The sequence below is a fragment of the Segatella copri genome, assembly GCF_019249655.2.
Lineage (GTDB): Bacteria > Bacteroidota > Bacteroidia > Bacteroidales > Bacteroidaceae > Prevotella.
On sequence record NZ_CP137557.1, the window covers coordinates 3,576,181 to 3,595,602 of the forward strand.

Sequence of the window (19,422 nt, forward strand, 5' to 3'; positions counted from 1 at the left end):
ATACATAATATTAAAGTGCGTTTACTATGCGCTTAGTTCTTGATGAACAGAAACCTGGCAGTTTCAGAATCTTATCAAAGACTATGCAACGGTAGATGCTCTCGGGATGTGTATATTCACATCTCTGTACTGATGTGGCACCCTACGCAAGTAGGGTGTCCAATTCGGTATAGGGATAAGTGTATCATATCGGCGTGGGCTTCGATGTTGTTCGTTTCGATAAGATGGGCTTGCCAGGGCCTCTGTTCATGAAGCGAGCAACGGGCAAGTTCACGCTTTCTTTTTATTGTGTATAAACCAGTTGTTTCACATTATAAAAAGTTAGATTATGGTACAGTCCAAATTTACAAATCAAATATTGCACTTTACAAGTTACGATGTCTTAAAGAGCATCATAAAAAATGACGGATTGCATTTTTGGGCAAGCCGTTATGATTGTATGAATGATTCTCTAGAATATAAGTGGTTGTATGAGCCGTTGAAAGAGAAAATAACCAAAAATAATATAACTCTTAAAGGGCAAGTAGATTCTTTGTATGAGCTATTCCCTTATGTTGTTTCTTTCTCTGAAGCATCTGATACTAAATACTTATGGGAAAAATATGGTAAAAATGGAAATGGGGTGTGCCTGGTCATGAATAGAAAAATAATGCTACCAACTGATGAACAATTTGCGAAAGAAGGTGACTATTTGGCATCTGTTAGATATGCGACAGAGCAAAATAAGATGGCAAAACTGGCAGAGGTTACATTAGAATATCGTAAGGAGGGCTATGGGACGGCTAATATTAGTGAAGAGTTTGTTGATGAGATTGCCTGTTGTCCTTTTGTGAAATGTGAAGAATGGAGCAAAGAGGAAGAGGTGCGCTATGTAAGAATACGTGAGCGCAATATGCAAGTTTCATGTTCAGAGAACGGAGTGTATTTTTCTTATCCACAGGATAAAAAATGTGTAAAGTATCGTGATAATAATGGCAAGCAAGTTCCTTATTTAGACATAGTTTTCTCAAAGTTGTCTTTGGAAGGAATTCTGATAGGCAAACAATTAAATTTTGAAACAACAGAAAAGACAATAAAAACTTTATTGCAGCAAATAGGTTATAAGAATATATCTGTAGAACAATTAATGTATTAACAAATAAATAGAAGAATATGAGAACAATTACTTTTAAAGGGCTGTTTTTAACAGCGGTATTTATGTTGCTTGGTTGTTTAGCAATTCAGGCTGCAGATGGTGGCTTGATTACCAAACAGATTACAATCAAGCTGGATAAGGCTGGTACTTTATCTGGTAAAATTGGTTATAACAAAAAACGTCAGATTACTAATCTTAAGATTGTTGGTGAGATAAATGGAAGTGATTTGCAATTTGTTCGTGAGATGGCAGGAGTAAATTTTTACGGTGGACCTGTTGAAGGAAATCTATCTGTATTAGATTTGTCTGAAGCGAAAATAATAAAAGGAGGTTCTTTTTATTATTCCCCAAGTGGCTCTTATGATAAATATTATACAACAGATGATACCATCGGTAGTTATACATTTTATGAATGCAGAAATTTGAAGAGTTTAAAACTCCCTTCTGGTGTTACCGAAATAGGCTCTTCCGCCTTTGAGGACTGTAGAGATTTGACAAGTTTGACCATCCCTTCTGGTGTTACCGAGATAGGCTCTTCCGCCTTTAAGGGCTGTACTGATTTAACTAGTTTATCCCTCCCTTCTGGTATTACCGAGATAGGCTCTTTAACCTTTTATGGCTGTACTGGTTTAACTAGTTTATCCCTCCCTTCTGGTGTTACCGAGATAGGCTCTTCCGCCTTTGAGGGCTGTACTGGTTTAACTAGTTTATCCCTCCCTTCTGGTGTTACCGAAATAGGCTCTTCCGCCTTTGAGGACTGTAGAGGTTTGACAAGTTTGTCCCTCCCTTCTGGTATTACCGAGATAGGCTCTTTAACCTTTTATGGCTGTACTGGTTTAACTAGTTTATCCCTCCCTTCTGGTGTTACCGAAATAGGCTCTGCCGCCTTTAGTGGCTGTACTGGTTTAACTAGTTTATCCCTCCCTTCTAGTATTACCGAGATAGACTTTTACGCTTTTAAGGGCTGTACTGGTTTAAAAGATGTTAGCTTTTATATTAATGGTGATTTTGAGACATATTTGACAAAAGATCATCCTTGTATAGAGGTTGGTTGTGGTATTAAATATTATCTGAATGATGAAGAAATTACAAGTATAGTGGTGCCATCTAGTGTAACTACTTTAGGTATGTATGCTTTCCAAAGATGCTCGAACTTACTGTCTGTATATGTTAGCTGGCCAACTCCGATTTCTGCTTACAAGACTTTTAGTGAAACAAATTTAGGAAAATGTACTCTATATGTTCCACAAGGAACAGAACAAGACTATTGGCTTGCTAATGTTTGGGGCGATTTTGGAAAGATAGTAGAGTTCGATGCAACTGGCATTGATAAGGTTACAACCTCAAATGATGCCAAGGAACTCTCTCGCTATTCTGTAAATGGTCAGCGATTGTCTGCTCCAGCCAAGGGATTGAACATCGTTAAGTATAGTGATGGTAGTGTGAAGAAAGTTGTTGTTCAATAAATGACGACAGGCATCTTGTGATGCTATATGGGAGCACTGTGGCTTACTAGGTGCTCTGCCGCATAGATACCGTAGGCAGGTGAAGACCTATTTTAAACTAACCCTAAAAAGCGAAGACAATGAAAAAGTCAACGTAGATTAAGGTACTTTTGTTGGTGGTCTTAATGCTGATATTTAGTTTGGAGGCTTACTAACAGAAGCTTTCATTGGGGCACGAGTAATCGTGCCCTTTTTCATTCTTTCCTTAGTACAAACATTTTAAATTAGTGATTTTAGAATAACTAACTGAGAAATTACTAAAAATAAAAAAGAGCGGAAGAACAACCGGGGGAGGCCGTCCGAAAACTTAATTAGGGAAGCAAACAACTGAATTGGGCATTTTTCTTTTGCTCTTTATAGTTAATTAACTTCGTATCTTCTTGATTCTCAATTATTTTATGTATCTTTGTAGTAAAAAACAAGAAAGATATGGCATATAAAAAAGGACAAGATAGACGACAGAGGGTTCTTTTCCCTGATTGCATTGACGAGTATGTAGAGGCTGACGCCCCTGTTCGCTTGTTTGATGCTTTTGTCGATAATCTCAAAATGGATGAACTGGGATTCGTCCGCAGTACTCCTGCAGAGACAGGTACTCCTGGATATGATCCTCGCGATCTCCTCAAACTCTATATTTATGGTTACTTCTATCAGGTACGTTCCTCTCGCAAACTTGCTCGTGAGTGCAAGTGTAACGTAGAGGTAATGTGGCTGCTCAACAAGCTGACTCCTGACTTTCGTACAATCTCCGATTTCCGCAAGGACAACAAGAAGGCTATTACTAAAGTTTTTAAAGAGTTCAACAAGTTTTGTATGGGACTGAAGCTCTTTTCCAAGTCGTACATCTCTATTGATGGAAGCAAGTTTAAGGCTGTAAATGCTAAAGACAACAACCTTACTCTAAGCAAACTCGATGACCGAATCAAGCGTCTTGATGAACATATTTCAATCTATATGGAAGAACTTGAAGCATACGATCATGAGGAAGGACGCAGGCTCTCTAAAGATGAGTTGCAACGTAAGCTTGATGTTTGCAAGGAGCGCAAGGAACGCTATGAGGGATACCGTGATACACTTGAGAAAAGTGGTGAAAGCCAGATTTCCTTAACCGATCCTGATTCCCGACTAATGAAAGCCAACGAAGGCTTTTGTGTCGGTTATAATGTGCAAACTGCAGTTGATGCGGAGAGCCATATGATAGCAGGCTTCCTGGTAACCAACAGTCCAACAGACCATGGTCAGCTTACAAGCGTAGCATCTGAGGTGAAAGCCGATTATGGTGTTGACGTTCTTGAATCAACTGCAGACAAGGGGTACGAGTGTCCCGAGGATCATGCAGATGCATTGGCTAATGGTATCGTACCAAATGTCATCCAACGTGATGGCAGCTGCACGGAGCAGGTTCAGTTTGACTATAACGAAGCTACCATAACTGACGAACAAAAGTCAAGTACTAATCCAGAAGATTTGAAGGCATGTCTTGAAGCAGCAGTCATACCGGAAGCCTACAAGGATTTTTTAACCGATGCACAGATTGTAGAGGTCAAGGAGTACACTTCTGATGTAGCAGAGTCTGCTGTACTGAAGATGACTCCCGGGCAGATGCGTGCCAAGGCTCTTGAAGGATACTTCGTGAGGGATGCCGAACGCAATCTTGTCTATTGTCCGCAAGGAGAAATCCTGAGGCAAAAGTCTATCAAAAGAAACGGTATGATCCGCTATTGCAACAAGCTTGCATGTAAAAAATGCAAGTGCAAGTGTACCATCCAGAAGTTCAAGGAGGCAGACTTCAACAAAGACACCTTGATAAAGGCAACCGAAGCAAAACGCAAGCAACTCAAAGAAGAGAATAAGGACAAGCCAAAACCTCCAAGAATGAAGATCGTGAAGAAGGTTGTCCGTTACGTTTTACATCTAGATCAGAACAAGATGGACAATCGCAAATGCCTCTCCGAGCATCCTTTTGGAACCATGAAGCGAGCACTTGGGCAATACTACTTTTTACTGAAAGGCAAACTGAAAGTAACTGCTGAGATGGGTCTCTTTTGCCTATCTTATAACCTTCGTCGTGCCATATCTCTCAAAGGTGTACCTGCTTTGATTGCTTCTCTTGGATAATGACCTGTAGGGATCAATACCATCGAAAAACACGCTCTATTAGTGTTCATATCGGCCATTTTAAGCCCTTATGACGAATTGTTTAACATAAACTAAAATTTTAAGATGAAAAAAGATATGCCCTTAGAGGGACTTAGGTGGAGTCGTGATAGCGGTTCTGCCCTCTATGATACACCCCAAAACGGCCGTTCTCGGACGGGCTGGGGGGTTAACAGAGTTAACAGTTAACAGTTGTTTTTCCGCTCTTTTCAATATGATTTTACCACAATTCTGCTGGCGACAGATCCTTGTCCTTTCTGCCCATCAGATAGTAATCGGCAAGGAACTGAAGGTTTGCCTGGGTAATCTTCAAGCCTGCCTCCTTTACGTATCGGCTGGTGAAGAGGTTGGCATCAGGCAACATGTTGTTGTCTATCAGCTTGCACACAATCTCGTAAGGGAATGGGCGACCGTTGCCGCTGATGATGTTGAAACCATCAACCTCCGCACGCTCAGCGTTGTAATATGGATTCTCTGGAGCTGCAATGCAATGAGCCATACCGAAACAGATATTGATGCCCGTATATGGACTTCCGCAAACGATGATTCCCTTCTCGTATTTTGGAGGAAACTTGATGTTGGCTGGTAATTCGAAACCTATCTCCTGCAAGAACTCCTTCAGGGTCTTGACATCCTCCAGGAAGATGAACTTATCCCCGAAATCCTTCGCCTTGAGCAGGTTGTAATCGTGGATAGGCTGCTTGCGGTTCAGGCGGTCTTTCTCAGCCTCAATCTGCTCCTTGTTCTCCTCGTAAGGAGGGTTCAGTAAGGCACCCGTCTGCCACCAGTCACCACCGAAGTAGAAGAGGTTGGTAACAATCAGCTGTTCGCCGCTGAGGAATGCGCTCGCATCCTCGATGTTGGTAGAATCCTTGCGCACTCTGAGCAGATTCTCTTCTTCCTTCGCATCATATACATCTTTCAGATAGAAGAAGTTATCATCCTCCTTGATCATCTTAAAGGCACGGGTGCTCTTGTAGTCGATGTCTGTCCAGAGCTTGTGGGCAGGATGATGTTCGCTCACCTTGGCAAGCCATTCGGCAGAGGTGAGGGCGAGCAGGTTGTTGCGGCTGTTCATCGTCTGTTCTATCTGGATAGAGTAGGCGATGATGTCGTTGAAGCCCTGTGGAGAGTGGGCGAGGCGCTCCAGCTCCATCTGAAGGCGGAATCGGTTGCCCACGTTGAAGTAGCAGCCATAGTGGAACCAGGCGAGTGCATCGCGATATTCATAGAACTTATCCTCATCGGTAGGCAGTTCGCAGAGGAACTCATAGAGGCGGTCGTTCTCTGGTGCCGTTTCATACTCCTTGTCGAGCACATTGTAGGCAAGCTTTGCTGCCAGCTCTACGGTGCTGAAGAGGAAAGGCACGGCTCCCTGCACATGACTGCTCTGCTGGTAATGATGCCAGCAGAGGAACTTGATGTCGGCAAAGTTGATTTCGTCCGGGTCGTATGGAGGCATATTTTCGTTCAGGGTATTCTGGATGAAATCGTCCTCGTTCTCATAGAAAGGGATGTAGGAGCCGTAGCGCTTCTTGCATTCGGCAGTAAAGGTCTTCCAGATGCAGGTGCCTGAGATGATGTCCTCGAAGTAGCCGGCTATGCTGAGTGCAAGCTGCTTGGCTTCCTCCACGTTTGGAAACTGGTGGGTGAAGCATGCCTCGTCAAGGGCGTGATATATTTCGTTGGCAAGTTCTGTGTAGTACTGGTCAACGTCGTTTGGTTTCTCGTATGGATGCATTGCCATCCACTCTTGGGTGAAAATTACCTTTTTCATATCGTTTGATTCTTTGTTGTTTCGAGGTTATAACGGATGCATCGTATAGGTGCGAGGGTCGTTATTCTCGTTGTTTGTTATTATCAATTGTTAGTCGTTCGGCATAGAATGTCGCCCGATTTATCTGTAAAGATAATGCAAAGATAATGATTTCTGCGCAAAAAATGCAAGAAACTCGCATTTTTTTCGTATCTTTGCACCCGAATTTAGGCAATCTTAATAAAAGCGTATGATTGCCGCAAGCGTTTCGGAAGGATTTTGCACCCTAATTCATGGCTGGGAGGGTGAATTCGGCCTTCCATTTTGATTATAATGAATTAAGGTTAAAAAGATTTGAAGACATTTGAAGAATTGGGCGTGAGCGAGGAGATTCGCCGTGCCATCGAAGAGCTTGGATTTGAGAATCCAATGCCAGTTCAGGAAGAAGTTATCCCATATTTGCTTGGTAATAAGAACGACGTGATTGCGTTGGCGCAGACCGGTACGGGTAAGACTGCATCTTACGGTATTCCGGTTATCCAGAAAACTGATGCCAGCAGCAAGCAGACACAGGCTATCATCCTCAGTCCTACACGTGAGCTCTGCCTCCAGATAGCTGACGATTTGAACAGTTTTGCCAAGTACATCGACGGTTTGCATATTGCCGCAGTTTATGGCGGTACCGACATCGGAAGCCAGATTCGCACCCTGAAGCATGGTGTGCAGATTATCGTGGCTACCCCTGGCCGTCTGCTCGATTTGATTAATCGTGGCGTGGCTCAGTTGGAGCACGTGAACAATGTGGTGCTTGATGAGGCTGACGAGATGCTGAACATGGGCTTCTCTGAGAGCATCAATTCCATCTTTGAGAACGTACCTGAGGATAGAAACACCCTGCTCTTCTCGGCTACCATGAGCAAGGACATCGAGAAGATTGCCCTCAACTACCTGCACGACCACAAGGAAATCGTAGTGGGTTCGCGCAACGAGGGTGCTGAGCATGTAAACCACATCTACTATCTGGTAAATGCCAAGGACAAGTATCTCGCCCTGAAGCGCGTGGTGGATTTCTATCCACGCATCTTTGCGATTATCTTCTGCCGCACCAAGCTGGAGACTCAGGATATTGCAGATAAGCTGATTAAGGATGGTTATAATGCTGAGGCGCTGCACGGCGACTTGAGTCAGCAGCAGCGTGACCTCACCATGCAGAAGTTCCGCAACCATACCGTTCAGTTCCTGGTGGCTACCGATGTGGCTGCTCGTGGTCTAGACGTAGATGATCTGACTCACGTTATCAACTATGGTTTGCCTGATGATGTGGCAAGTTACACCCATCGAAGCGGCCGTACCGGTCGTGCCGGAAAGAAGGGAACATCCATCTCTATCATCCATACCAGAGAGAAGTTCAAGGTTCGCCAGATAGAGAAGCAGATTGGCAAGGAGTTCGTGGACGGCGTATTGCCTACCCCAGAGGAAATCTGCAAGAAGCAGCTCTTCAAGACCATGGACGACATCATGAAGACCGATGTGGATGAGGATCAGATTGAACCATACATGGCTGAAATCAACCGCCAGTTTGAGTACATCGACAAGGAGGACATCATCAAGAAGATGGTAACCATCACCTTCGGTAAGTTCCTCGATTACTATAAGAACGCTCCTGAGATTATCAAGCCAGAAACCGGCAAGGGTTCCCGTGGCGGTGAGGGTCGTGGAAGCCGTGGCGAGGGTCGTGGCAAGGTTTCCAATGGTCGCAGAAAGCATGAGACAGAGGCTGGTTTCAAGCGCCTGTTCATCAACCTGGGTAAGGCTGATGGTTTCTATCCGGGCGAAATCATGCAGTATCTGAACAAGCACGTGAAGGGTCGTCAGGAGGTGGGTCACATCGACCTGCTGAGTAAGTTTGCCTACATCGAGGTGCCTGAGGAGGATGCTAAGCGCGTGATGAAGGCATTGAACGGTACTGAGTACAAGGGTAGAACCGTGAGATGTAACGATGCTGATGAGGAAGGTCATGGCAGAGCAGCCCGCGGCGGACGCGATTCTGAGAGCCGTGGCGGCCGTTCTTCTGAAAGAGGAGGTCGTGGCCGCAGAGGTTCTTCTGATGATTCTCGTGATGCTCGTGGAAAGGGAGGACGTGGAAGCCGTGGCGAATCTCGTGGCGGAAGAAAATCACGCAGCCAGGAGGATACAGGCGATTGGCGCCAGTTCTTCCAGAACAACGACAACGTGAAGTTTAAGGGCGAGGAGCCAAACTTCGAGGAAGAAGGTTGGGCTCGCCGTAGACCTAAGAAGAAGTAAAGCATAGCATGATGAAGTAAAGTAAATGTCAAGAAAGTAATATTAAAATAATAAAATAACAAACAAAGATAGGTGGAAAAGCAAATCGCAATTACACCTATCCTTTTAATGCTTATAGTCTATGAAAAAAAAACTTTTATTTACACATCGTTAGTCTGTTTTTGCTGTTTTCTACATCTTGTAGTGGTGATGACACAAACAATGTCAGTCCAGTCTTAGAGGGAATGAGTCCTGAGAATTTTCCCGTTCTCGATGGATCTGATTCTACGGAACCATTGAGAGATATATTGATGTGCCGAATTTTTGGTTTTCAATACAAATGGGAAAGATATAGCCCTTTCCTGCAAGATCCAACTAGAGCAAAGCAAGAAGTACGCCCAGTTTATGCTTGTTCTGACAGTCAACGTGCATTGATAGAAAAGAAAATGCAAAAGTCAAACACGCATCAATCATATATGAATTTGATAGATGGAAAGGTTGAACTTGTAATTGCCGCTAGAGCAGCTTCGCGTGATGAAAATAAATACGCTCGGGACAATAATGTTGCATTGATAGAAAAACCGATAGCTAAGGATGCTTTAACTTTTATGGTTAATAACTCTAATCCTATAGAATGTCTATCTGTGGAGTAAATAAGAAAAATATATACAGGAGATATCACTAATTGGCAAGAGGTTGGTGGAGAAGATATGCTTATAACTCCTTATGTGCGTAATAGAAACTCTGGTAGTCAAGAAAAATTTGAAACAATGGTAATGGATGGGCTAGAAATCAAAAAGTTTCCAGAGTGGCATATGGGAACAACTATGGAAACTCCTTATTTCCAAATAGAAAATGACAGGAGTGGAATTGCGTTTACTCCATATTATTATTATAGCGTAATTGTTGGCTATGGAAGTACAAAGGCTATCGGTATAGAAGGGGTTAGCATGATTAAGGAGAATATATATAATGATACTTATCCATATGTAACTAATATTTATGCTTCTATTCGAGCCGATATAGACAAGAGCTCTACTGCTTATAAAATTTTTGAATTTCTGACTAGTGACAAAGGGCAATCAGTTGTAGAGGAAAGTGGTTACATCCCTCTTCATAAATCTTCTACAGGGATAAGTAAGCAAACAAATGACGGAAAAATAGAAGTTTCTTATTTGCATGGTAATATTGCAGTTAAGTGTGATGAATGTTTACAAAAGATACAAGTATTTGATTTGAATGGAACAAAGGTCTTTTCCAAAAGTGTAAATGATAAATTCATAAAAATTCATCACCATCTGAGTGGGGTATTTGTGATTTCATTATTTTTTGATAATGGATCTTCTTATATAAAAAAGATAATATGTAGTGGAAAGTAATGTCGAGTCAGCACAATCATCTTTGCACTTGCTGTGGCTTTTTTCTTCAAAAATTATATTTTGCGGTAAAAATACAGCAATTTCTTTGGTAAATTGCGGTATTTTTACCGCAATTTTTGTATATTTGCAGCCGTAAACATCAAATAAGGCAAGAAATATGGAATTATTGAAGCAACTTTCAGACAATCTTATCAAGCGTACCGATACTCGATACCTACGATATATGTATCATCAGATTCCTTGGTCGAATCGGATGACAGCTCTTGTTGGACCTCGTGGAGTCGGCAAGACAACACTCCTTTTGCAGTATATCAAATTGAATCTTCAGATGAAAGATACTCTCTATGTGAGTGCGGAATCCATCTATTTCGCTAATCATACTCTCTTTGAAACTGCAATGAAGTTTAGCCAACTTGGAGGCAAGCATCTTTTTATCGATGAAATACATAAATATAAGGGATGGGCTACAGAACTTAAGATGATATACGATAATCTGCCAACCTTGCAAGTGGTATTTACCGGTTCTTCTGTGCTTGATATTTATAAAGGTACAGCAGATTTAAGCCGACGAGTACTGGTCTTTACGATGCAAGGCTTGTCTTTTCGTGAATACATCGGTATGGAAAAGGGCATAGACATTCCTGTCTCTACATTGGAACAAATCGTAAATAATGAAGTCGTGTTGCCGGAGGAGATAGAGCATCCGTTGGCATTGTTTAATGAATATCTGCGCAAGGGCTACTATCCTTTTTCAAAGGATGAGGGCTATAGGATGCGACTGAATCAAGTGGTGAGTATGACTTTGGAGACGGATATTCCACAATATGCCAATTATACGGTGATGGTGTCCAGAAAATTGAAGGAATTGATGCAGGTAATAGCTGATAGTGTGCCTTTCAAGCCAAACATGAGTACCATTGCTACAACTATCAAGGTAGATCGCAATAATCTGCCCGATTACTTCGAACTGATGGAGCGTGCAGGTTTGATAGCCCAACTTCACGAGTCCACAGGAGGTGTGCGTGGTTTGGGCAAGGTAGAAAAGGTGTATCTTGATAATACCAACCTCTCCTTTGCTCTCTCTTCTTCGGTGCCTGATATTGGCAATCAACGAGAGACTTTCTTTTTTAATCAGATGCGTGTGAATCATGCTGTCTTCAATTCTCCAATCTCTGATTTCCAGATAGAAGACAAGACTTTTGAGATTGGTGGTAAAAAGAAAGGTCAGAAGCAGATTTCTGAGGCTAAAGAGGGATATGTTGTGAAGGATGATATAGAGACAGGCATGGGCAATGTTATTCCTCTCTGGGCTTTTGGTATGAACTATTAGACAATTATAAGCAAATGAAGAAATCTATTCTTATCGCTTGTCTGGGACTGGTAAGTCTGGGCTTGCAAGCACAGAGCATTTCGCTCGCTGGTGAATGGAATGTAGAGTTGGGAAAGAGCGGTAGTGCTTTTGCCAAGGGTAAGCGTGCCTCGCAAGGTGAGGTGAAGCGTGCCATCCTCCCAGGCACCATCGACACGAACCATCTGGGATTCGCTCCGAAAGATACGATGGAAACAACGCATCTTACGAGGCTCTATGCCTATAAAGGAGCTGCTAGATATTCCAGAACCATCAATATCCCGAAGGATTGGAAGAAGAAGCCGGTAGAACTCTTCCTGGAGCGTACTCGACCGACATGGGTGTATGTGGATGGAGAACTGGTGGATTCCTGCAACTTCATCTCTACTCCCCAGCGCTATCTTCTGCCAAAGAAGGTGAAGCCGGGCAAGCATCTCCTGGAAATCGTGGTGGATAATGGAAGAGGTGTGCCGGATCAGGTTTACGGCTCCAGTCATGCTTATACAGAAGATACGCAGACCAACTGGAATGGAATTATCGGAAGGATAGAACTCCAGCTAGCCAGCTCAGTAGAGAGCAAATCTGCAGAAACTCTAACAGGAGCAGTCCCTAGCCGTTCTGTAGTTTCTCCTTCAGCCCTTCAGATGCCTGATTTCGCCAAGGATTTTCATATCAAGGGCGCTCACTTCTACGCCAATGGCCATAGGATATTTCTCCGTGGCAAGCACGATGCAGCTGTATGGCTGCTGACGGGACATGTGGAAATGAGCGTGGAAGGCTGGATGAAGTATCTCGGAACCTGCAAGGAGTATGGAATCAACCATGTGCGCTTTCATTCCTGGTGCCCACCGGAGGCGGCTTTCGTGGCAGCGGACAGTCTGGGAATCTATCTTCAGCCGGAGCTTCCTTTCTGGGGCTCTTTTGATAAGAAGGATGAAAGGCTGATGGCGTTCCTGCATCAGGAAGGCGAGAACATCCTCAGAGAATATGGTCATCATCCTTCTTTCAGAATGATGGCACTGGGTAATGAACTCTGGGGCGACATCGACAAGATGAAGGAGTTTGTGGATGATTTCCGCAAGATTGCGCCCGATAAATACTATACCTTCGGAAGTAATTACTATCTCGGTTATCAGGGAATAAAAGAAGGAATGGATTACTTCACCACTTGCCGCATTGGAGGCGAGGGATGGGGCAAATACAATACTCATACCCGTGGTTCCTTCTCGTTTGCCGATGCCTACGATGGAGGAATGATCAATCATTTCCATCCTAATTCTACGATGAATTTTGATGAGGCTTGCGATAAGGCAGGAATCCCAATCATCTCTCACGAAACAGGCCAGTTTCAGACCTATCCTGATTATCGGGAAATGAAGAAATACACCGGAGTGCTTCATCCTTATAACCTCGAAGTGTTCCGCCGTCGTCTGGCTGCAGCCGGAATGCTCTCGCAGGCAGATGATTTCCACAAGGCTTCGGGCTTATGGAGCGTGAAACTCTATAAAGCCGATATAGAGATGGATTTGAGAACCCGGAATATGGCGGGCTTCCAACTGCTCGACATTCAGGATTATCCCGGTCAGGGAAGTGCTTTCGTAGGCATCCTGGATGCGTTTATGGAGAGTAAGGGAATCACTACACCCGAGGAATGGCGCCAGTGGTGTTCGCCTGTGGTTCCTCTGTTGGAAATGAAGAAGTTCTGTTTCGAGGATGGCGAGAAGATTCAGGCAAAGGTAAAGGTAGCCAATTATGGCGGTTCTTCGCTGAAGGGCAAGAAACTGAAATGGCATCTGGCTGCCGAGAACGGATTGTTCTGTATGGATGATGGAACTTTCAGTACCAAGGATGGTGAAGTGAGAAAGAATATGGGCGACTTGATGGCTGAGGATGAGGGTGTATTGAACATCTTTTCATACGATGAAGGTTTGGTGGATGTGGGTGAACTGAATGGTGTTTTCCACGTGCAGAAACCTACCAAGCTGCTTCTTACATTAAACATTGAAGGAACAGAGGCGAGAAACTCCTACGAACTTTGGGTTTATCCGAAGAAGACGTTGGAAAAGAAGGGCGTCATCATAGCCAAGGATTTGAATCAAGAAGTGGTGAAAGTCTTGGAAAATGGTGGAAAGGTGCTTTGGATGCCTACGGCTTCCAGCCATTTTGTGGCTGCCGATGATACGCTTTCGCAGGCAGATAATGCTACTCCTTATACTGTTGGCGGACTCTTCCAGACCGATTACTGGAACTATCGCATGTTCAAGACCATCTGCGAGAACAACAAGAAGAAGGTTTCTCCAGGAACTCTGGGCATTCTGACGAATCCGGAACATCCGATATTCAAGGGATTCCCTACGGAAATGCACACCAACTGGCAATGGTTCCCGGTTATTAAGGAATCGCATCCGCTGGTGCTTGACAACTTCGCCAAGGATTATCGCCCGATTGTTCAGGTGATAGATAATATTGAGCGGAATCATAAGTTGGGTTTGGTGATGGAATGGAAGGTGGGAGCCGGAAAGCTTCTCGTCTGCATGAGTGATTTGGAAAAGGCTGCCAAATATCCGGAAGGCAAGGCTTTCTATCAGAGTGTAATTGATTATATGCGCTCTGCCGATTTCAATCCATCTGCAGAAATAACGGTGGATGAATTGAAAAAGAAACTCGCCGAGAAGCCTCGTCAGGTTTCATTGAAGGAGCTGAATAATATCTCGCAATATTAGTTGCGAACCTATGAGAAAAAGTAAGAGCGGAAAGCCAGGAGTTAACAGGTTAACAGTTAACAGCTGATTTTCCGCTCTTTTCATATTATCCTGAGACTAATCTTTAGCCCAGGATAAACCATTCTATCATCTCTGTTGATTCAGAGATAGGAATTACTTCGCATTGATCTCCTTCAAGAGGCGGTCTGCGTGTCCCCACTTATCCATCAGGTAGAGCACGTAGCGGATGTCCACACCGATGCAGCGAGCCAGGCGCTTGTCGAAGTTGATGTCAGAGCTGAGGCTGTCCCAGTTGCCATCGAAGGCAAGACCAATCAACTCACCCTTGCCGTTGAACATAGGGCTACCAGAGTTACCACCGGTAATATCGTTGTTGGTGAGGAAGCAGAGCTGCATCTTGCCAGTCGTCTTATCCTGATACTTGCCGAAATCCTTCTCAGAGAGAAGCTCGTGCATGATAGGCTCAGCGTAGTAATCGATGACCTTATCGCCCTGCTTCATCTTCTCAACGAGGCTCTCGGCTGTGGTATAATAGCCAGATGGCTTGCCACCGAGGTCGAAACCGCCTACCTGACCGTAGCTCAATCGCATGGTGAAGTTGGCGTCGCTGTAGTGAGGCATGTCTTCCTCCATACGGAGTTTGGCAGCACAGAGATACTTCTCCTGCTCGGCGATGCTGTCGTTGATGCTGCCCATCTGAGCAGCGAAATCTGCAAATACATCGTTCAGATCCATACCGAAGCTTACGCCTGGATCCTTCTCATATCCTTTCTTGTTGAAATAGAGCTTGGCGCCCTTCTTCATGATGAGCGACTTCTCCCAGAGATAATCCACATACTTGGCGTAGTCGCCGCCAAACTCAGCGTCGATGGTCTTGTAGAACTTAGGCAACCATTTTGCATCTACGTGCTCCTTGTAGTTCTTCAAGAGGGTAGCGAGCACTTCCTTATCGAGCGCCATATCCCATTCTGCAGAGTTATCTTCAAACTCATGATACTGCTTCTTCTTGTTCTTCTCAGGACCCTTCACCTCCATGTTGGTCTGGAGCTTGATGGCACGGGTAGAGAACTCAATGTTGCTTCTTCTGGTGAAAGATTCAGAGAAGTTGGTCCAGGCATACTTCACGTCTGCGCTCTCCTTGTAGAGCTTGGCGAGCTTGTCGAAATCTACCTTGTGGGCAAGATCGTTGGCTGCCTTGGCTGTATCCTGCCAAGCACGGAGACGGGTTTCGTACTCACGTTTCAGATTTACGATGCCGATAGAGTCGATACACTTGTTCATACCGAGGGCATTCTTCCAGTAGTTGGCAGAGCTGGCATACTTGCTGTCGTACTTGATGCGGACTGCCTCGTCGGCACGCATGTGCTTCTGCATTACCTCCTGCTTTACGCCACGAACCTGGGCACGAGGCGCATTCTCAGCATCGCGCATGGTCTGGATTCCGTAGCTTGAAAGATAGCGCTCTGTGCTGCCTGGGTAACCCATGGTCATCGCATAGTCGCCATCCTTGTAACCCTGGAGAGAAACCTGTGCCCAACGCTTTGGATGATAAGGCACATTGTCCTTGCTGTAGGCAGCAGGACCATTGGTCTTAGGGTCGGCATAGATGCGGAATACAGAGAAGTCGCAGGTCTGGCGAGGCCACATCCAGTTGTCTGTATCGCCACCAAACTTACCCATAGACTTTGGTACGGTGAAAACCAGACGCAGGTCGGTGAAGTCGCGATAGGTAGTAGCGTACCACTTGTTGCCCTCGTAGAAAGGCTGAACGGTGATATGGAGGGTAGAATCGTTCTTCTTAGCCTCTTTAGTCATCTCGTTCTCCAGAGAATCGATGAGTTCATCGCGCTTCTTGTTGTCGAGTTTCTCGTATCCGAGGCTCATCACCTTATCGGTTACATCCTTCTGTTCAACCATAAAGCTGACGAACATATTCTCGTTAGGCAATTCCTCTGCGTAAGATTTAGCAAAGAAACCATTGAGCATATAGTCGTGCTCCACGGTAGAGTGGCTTCTGATAGCCTCGAAACCGCAATGGTGGTTGGTAAATACCAGACCGTCTGGAGAAACGACTACGCCCGAGCAATAGCCGGAGAAGTTAACCACAGCATTCTTCAAGGCATTCTCGCCGTTGTAGAGCTGGTCGTAAGTCATACTGAAGCCTTCGCGCTGCATCATCTCATACACAGCGTTAGGCAAGTTGTAAATCGTCCACATTCCCTCGTCAGCGTGAGCGGTGTTGATTCCGCAGAACGCCATGATAGAGGCGATAAGGACCGTTGCTTTTTTCTTCATTACTTGTTTTTGTTTTCTATTTTTATTATGATGTTATTTATTCTTTTTCTCATACCCTTCTTTCCAAGTCTTTGCCAGCTCTGTCATTCGATATTGCTGGCGTGGATGTCTTGGGGTGTTTGGGTATTTCCTTTCAATAGCTTTTTCTGAGAGGGCAGCGTTTAAATATAGTTCACTAAAACTTTTTCTGTCCTTTAGTCCGATTGCACCCATAATTTCCGCAGATGTCATATATTCATCGTTAAAGGATAGAATAAGAGTCTCCACATGTTGACTGAACTTGTGGGGTACTTGAGGATAGCTTGCGGGATACTTGTGGGGTACCTATTCTTGGTTGCTCTTTCCAATCATCAGTCGGCCGGATATGCAAATATCTGTTCTTGAGAACCCAACCATCTTTTAGGAGTAAGTTTCTGAAGAAACGAACCAGGTAGATAGGAGAGTAATCTATGCCTTTCTGAATGTTTCGATAGTTGGCACGAACTATCTTTATTCATAGATGTAATGCTTGATATTTAACTTTGCGATTTTGACTCCCTTGCAAGCCGTCGTTCCCGCAAGCGCTTGAATTGAGCTAAGCACTCCTCCAGCGAAAGCGGATGCTCTCGCCAATAAGCCATGCTCTTTTGCATTTGGGCATTGACTTTCTTGTGATAATCGTTCAGTTGTATCTCCATCCATTTATGTATTATATTGTTAGAATATTACGTTTGCAAAGTTACGACTATTTCCCGAATTTTCCAAGGCTTCGCTTGATTTTCTTCATAATTTGCCTTTTTGCTGATAATAATCCTGGGGGTAGAACCTCTTGCTCCAGCATATCCAATGCCATTCTTAACTCTTCGAGGAGTTCGGGATAGTACTTCATCTGCTCGTAGGCGAGCTTCATGCAGTAGCAGCGGATGGCGTAGGGCTGGGAACAGGCGGTAATCTTGGCAATGCAGAAATCGATGAAATCGGAGCGGAGTGATTCTTCCTCGAAAGGCTGACGGAGAAGAAGATGGAGCATCAGGCGGCGCTTGGTCTCATTCTTCTCTACGAGAACTCTATCTATCAGTTCGTCATGCTTCTGAAAGAGCCACGGGTTGTTGGCTTCATCGAAATGGGTTAAAGCCCAAAGCGCATTGAACGATACACGGTCGTTTTCATCGAAGGTGAGTTGGTAAAGCTCTTCCTTTAAACAATTATTCTCTTTGCCTTGCGTTTGAAGGCAAAGAGAATAAATATCGTTCACACTTAATCTGTTTAGGAGTTGATTCCTCATCATTTCAGTTCTTATAACTTCTTGTTTCAGCTCTTATAATTTCATAAGATGCTTTACTTTCTAAAGAACTTACCCACCACCGGCAGACTCTTCAATGGGAAATCCTTCTTCACGAGATATGCGGCGAAGATGAGGATGAGCACCGTGTTGATGAGGCAGGCAATTCCACTGGAGAAGTATCTGTTAGCCTCGGTCATTCCTGCGAAGAGGATGAGGGCGAGAACCACATAAATCATAATCTCCTTCACCGGATAGTTGATAGGATACTTCTTCTGACCCACGAAGTAGGAGAGAAGCATGGCTGTTCCATAACCTGCGAAACCAGCCCAGGCACAGGCAATGTAACCATAGATAGGTACGAAGATAACGTTGATGGCAATCAATACCGCACAACCGATGCCCGAGAAGTAAGCACCCCAGATGGTCTTGTCAATGAGCTTGTACCAGAAACTGAGGTTAAAATATACTCCCATCATGATTTCGGCAGCCATTACGATAGGCACTACCTTCAAACCATCCCAGTAGTCGCGACCGATGATGTGGCGCAATACATCCAGATAGCCTACCACCACCAGGAAAGCCAAGAGGGTGAAGATGACGAAATATTTCATCGCCGAAGCGTAAGTCTGTCGGTTGTCCTTATCCTTCGCTTTGCCGAATACGAACGGCTCGTAAGCATAGCGGAAAGCCTGGGTAATCATCGCCATGATCATCGCAATCTTGCTGGCTGCTCCGTAGATTCCGAGCTGTGCATGCGCATCGCCCTTCTCATAGATGTAAGGGAAGAGAATCTTATCGGCTGTCTGGTTCAGAATACCGGCAATACCGAGTACGAGGATAGGCCAACTGTAGCCCATCATCTTCCTGATGAGTACCTTGCATTCGCTCCAGGAGCATTTCTCGCCCATGAATCCTTCCTTCAGTTCCTTGTAGAAACAGAAGGTGATGGAAGCGGTGCAAACCAGGTTGATGTAGAATGCATAACCCACATCGTGACCATCCATGATGACGTAGTAAATCAGGTTGAGCGCAATGTTCAGACCGATGAAGAGCAACTTGAAGGCGGCAAACTTCAATGGGCGCTTCTTGTATCTGAGGTAAGCGAACGGAATGCACTGGAAGGCATCAATAGCCACGGTTACGAACATGGTCCATACATAAGCCGGATGGTCGGCGTAGCCCATCGCTTCGCTCAAAGGCGTGATGAAGAGGAATACCAGGGCGATGAAGAGTAGGGAAGTGAAGCCCACCATGCTCAATACCGTGTGATAAACCTTTTCTGAGTTTTCTCCCTCCTTGTTGACAAAACGGAAGAAGGTAGTCTCCATTCCGTAGGTCAGGATAACGAGGAGTAACGCCGTATAGGCGTACATATTGGTGATGACACCATAACCACCACTGGCGGCGCTGATCTTAGCCGTATAGAGTGGTACAAGCAGATAGTTCAGGAATCTGCCGATGATACTGCTCAAACCATAGATGGCGGTATCCTTTGCGAGTGATTTTAAACTTGCCATTATCTTTCTTAATGTTGAATGTTAAGTATTAAATGTTAAATTGGGCTTGCGCCGTCATTC

General features: G+C 44.5%; 13 protein-coding genes. 8 read left to right on the forward strand and 5 right to left on the reverse strand.

The genetic code is table 11. The features are described from left to right. Positions 1-328 precede the first annotated feature (328 nt). The 3 genes from KUA49_RS14685 to KUA49_RS14695 all read left to right on the forward strand — a co-directional run bounded on the left by KUA49_RS14685 (position 329) and on the right by KUA49_RS14695 (position 4,758). Positions 329-1,135 (forward strand): DUF2971 domain-containing protein, encoded by an 807-nt coding sequence (locus tag KUA49_RS14685; RefSeq protein ID WP_203051693.1) that lies wholly within the window; start codon positions 329-331, stop codon positions 1,133-1,135. Between the two features lie 17 nt (positions 1,136-1,152). Further along, complete coding sequence (locus KUA49_RS14690; RefSeq protein ID WP_203051694.1) at positions 1,153-2,601, forward strand: leucine-rich repeat domain-containing protein; 1,449 nt, start codon at positions 1,153-1,155, stop codon at positions 2,599-2,601. A 468-nt stretch (positions 2,602-3,069) separates the two neighbouring features. Next, the gene (locus KUA49_RS14695; RefSeq protein WP_318331588.1) at positions 3,070-4,758 is read left to right on the forward strand and encodes an IS1182 family transposase; all 1,689 of its coding nucleotides are present in this window, start codon (positions 3,070-3,072) and stop codon (positions 4,756-4,758) included. Between the two features lie 259 nt (positions 4,759-5,017). On the opposite strand, the gene KUA49_RS14700 is transcribed toward KUA49_RS14695, so the two are convergent. Next, complete coding sequence (locus tag KUA49_RS14700; protein ID WP_218412532.1) at positions 5,018-6,574, reverse strand: DUF3843 family protein; 1,557 nt, start codon at positions 6,572-6,574, stop codon at positions 5,018-5,020. 333 nt (positions 6,575-6,907) lie between these two features. Between KUA49_RS14700 and KUA49_RS14705 the strand changes: the two genes are divergently transcribed. From KUA49_RS14705 to KUA49_RS14725, 5 genes are all read left to right on the forward strand, one after another. Next, complete coding sequence (locus KUA49_RS14705; protein ID WP_218412533.1) at positions 6,908-8,857, forward strand: DEAD/DEAH box helicase; 1,950 nt, start codon at positions 6,908-6,910, stop codon at positions 8,855-8,857. Between the two features lie 224 nt (positions 8,858-9,081). Further along, on the forward strand, positions 9,082-9,489 hold the full coding sequence (locus KUA49_RS14710; protein ID WP_218412534.1) for a hypothetical protein: 408 nt from the start codon (positions 9,082-9,084) through the stop codon (positions 9,487-9,489). Positions 9,490-9,498: 9 nt separating this feature from the next. Beyond that, complete coding sequence (locus tag KUA49_RS14715; RefSeq protein ID WP_318331696.1) at positions 9,499-10,215, forward strand: substrate-binding domain-containing protein; 717 nt, start codon at positions 9,499-9,501, stop codon at positions 10,213-10,215. Between the two features lie 157 nt (positions 10,216-10,372). Further along, the gene (locus KUA49_RS14720; protein ID WP_218412535.1) at positions 10,373-11,545 is read left to right on the forward strand and encodes an ATP-binding protein; all 1,173 of its coding nucleotides are present in this window, start codon (positions 10,373-10,375) and stop codon (positions 11,543-11,545) included. Between the two features lie 14 nt (positions 11,546-11,559). Beyond that, positions 11,560-14,286, forward strand: coding sequence for a beta-glycosidase (locus KUA49_RS14725; protein WP_218412536.1), 2,727 nt, complete (start codon positions 11,560-11,562; stop codon positions 14,284-14,286). A gap of 153 nt (positions 14,287-14,439) precedes the next feature. On the opposite strand, the gene KUA49_RS14730 is transcribed toward KUA49_RS14725, so the two are convergent. The 4 genes from KUA49_RS14730 to KUA49_RS14745 all read right to left on the reverse strand — a co-directional run bounded on the left by KUA49_RS14730 (position 14,440) and on the right by KUA49_RS14745 (position 19,362). Continuing rightward, positions 14,440-16,581: a S46 family peptidase gene (locus KUA49_RS14730; protein ID WP_218412537.1), complete on the reverse strand. Its 2,142-nt coding sequence runs from the start codon at positions 16,579-16,581 to the stop codon at positions 14,440-14,442. A 33-nt stretch (positions 16,582-16,614) separates the two neighbouring features. Beyond that, the gene (locus KUA49_RS14735) at positions 16,615-16,794 is read right to left on the reverse strand and encodes a Fic family protein (protein ID WP_176425639.1); all 180 of its coding nucleotides are present in this window, start codon (positions 16,792-16,794) and stop codon (positions 16,615-16,617) included. Between the two features lie 511 nt (positions 16,795-17,305). Next, positions 17,306-17,815, reverse strand: a complete 510-nt coding sequence (locus tag KUA49_RS14740) for a hypothetical protein (RefSeq protein ID WP_318331632.1) — start codon at positions 17,813-17,815, stop codon at positions 17,306-17,308. An 83-nt stretch (positions 17,816-17,898) separates the two neighbouring features. Further along, the gene (locus KUA49_RS14745; RefSeq protein ID WP_218412538.1) at positions 17,899-19,362 is read right to left on the reverse strand and encodes an oligosaccharide flippase family protein; all 1,464 of its coding nucleotides are present in this window, start codon (positions 19,360-19,362) and stop codon (positions 17,899-17,901) included. Between the last annotated feature and the right edge of the window lie 60 nt (positions 19,363-19,422).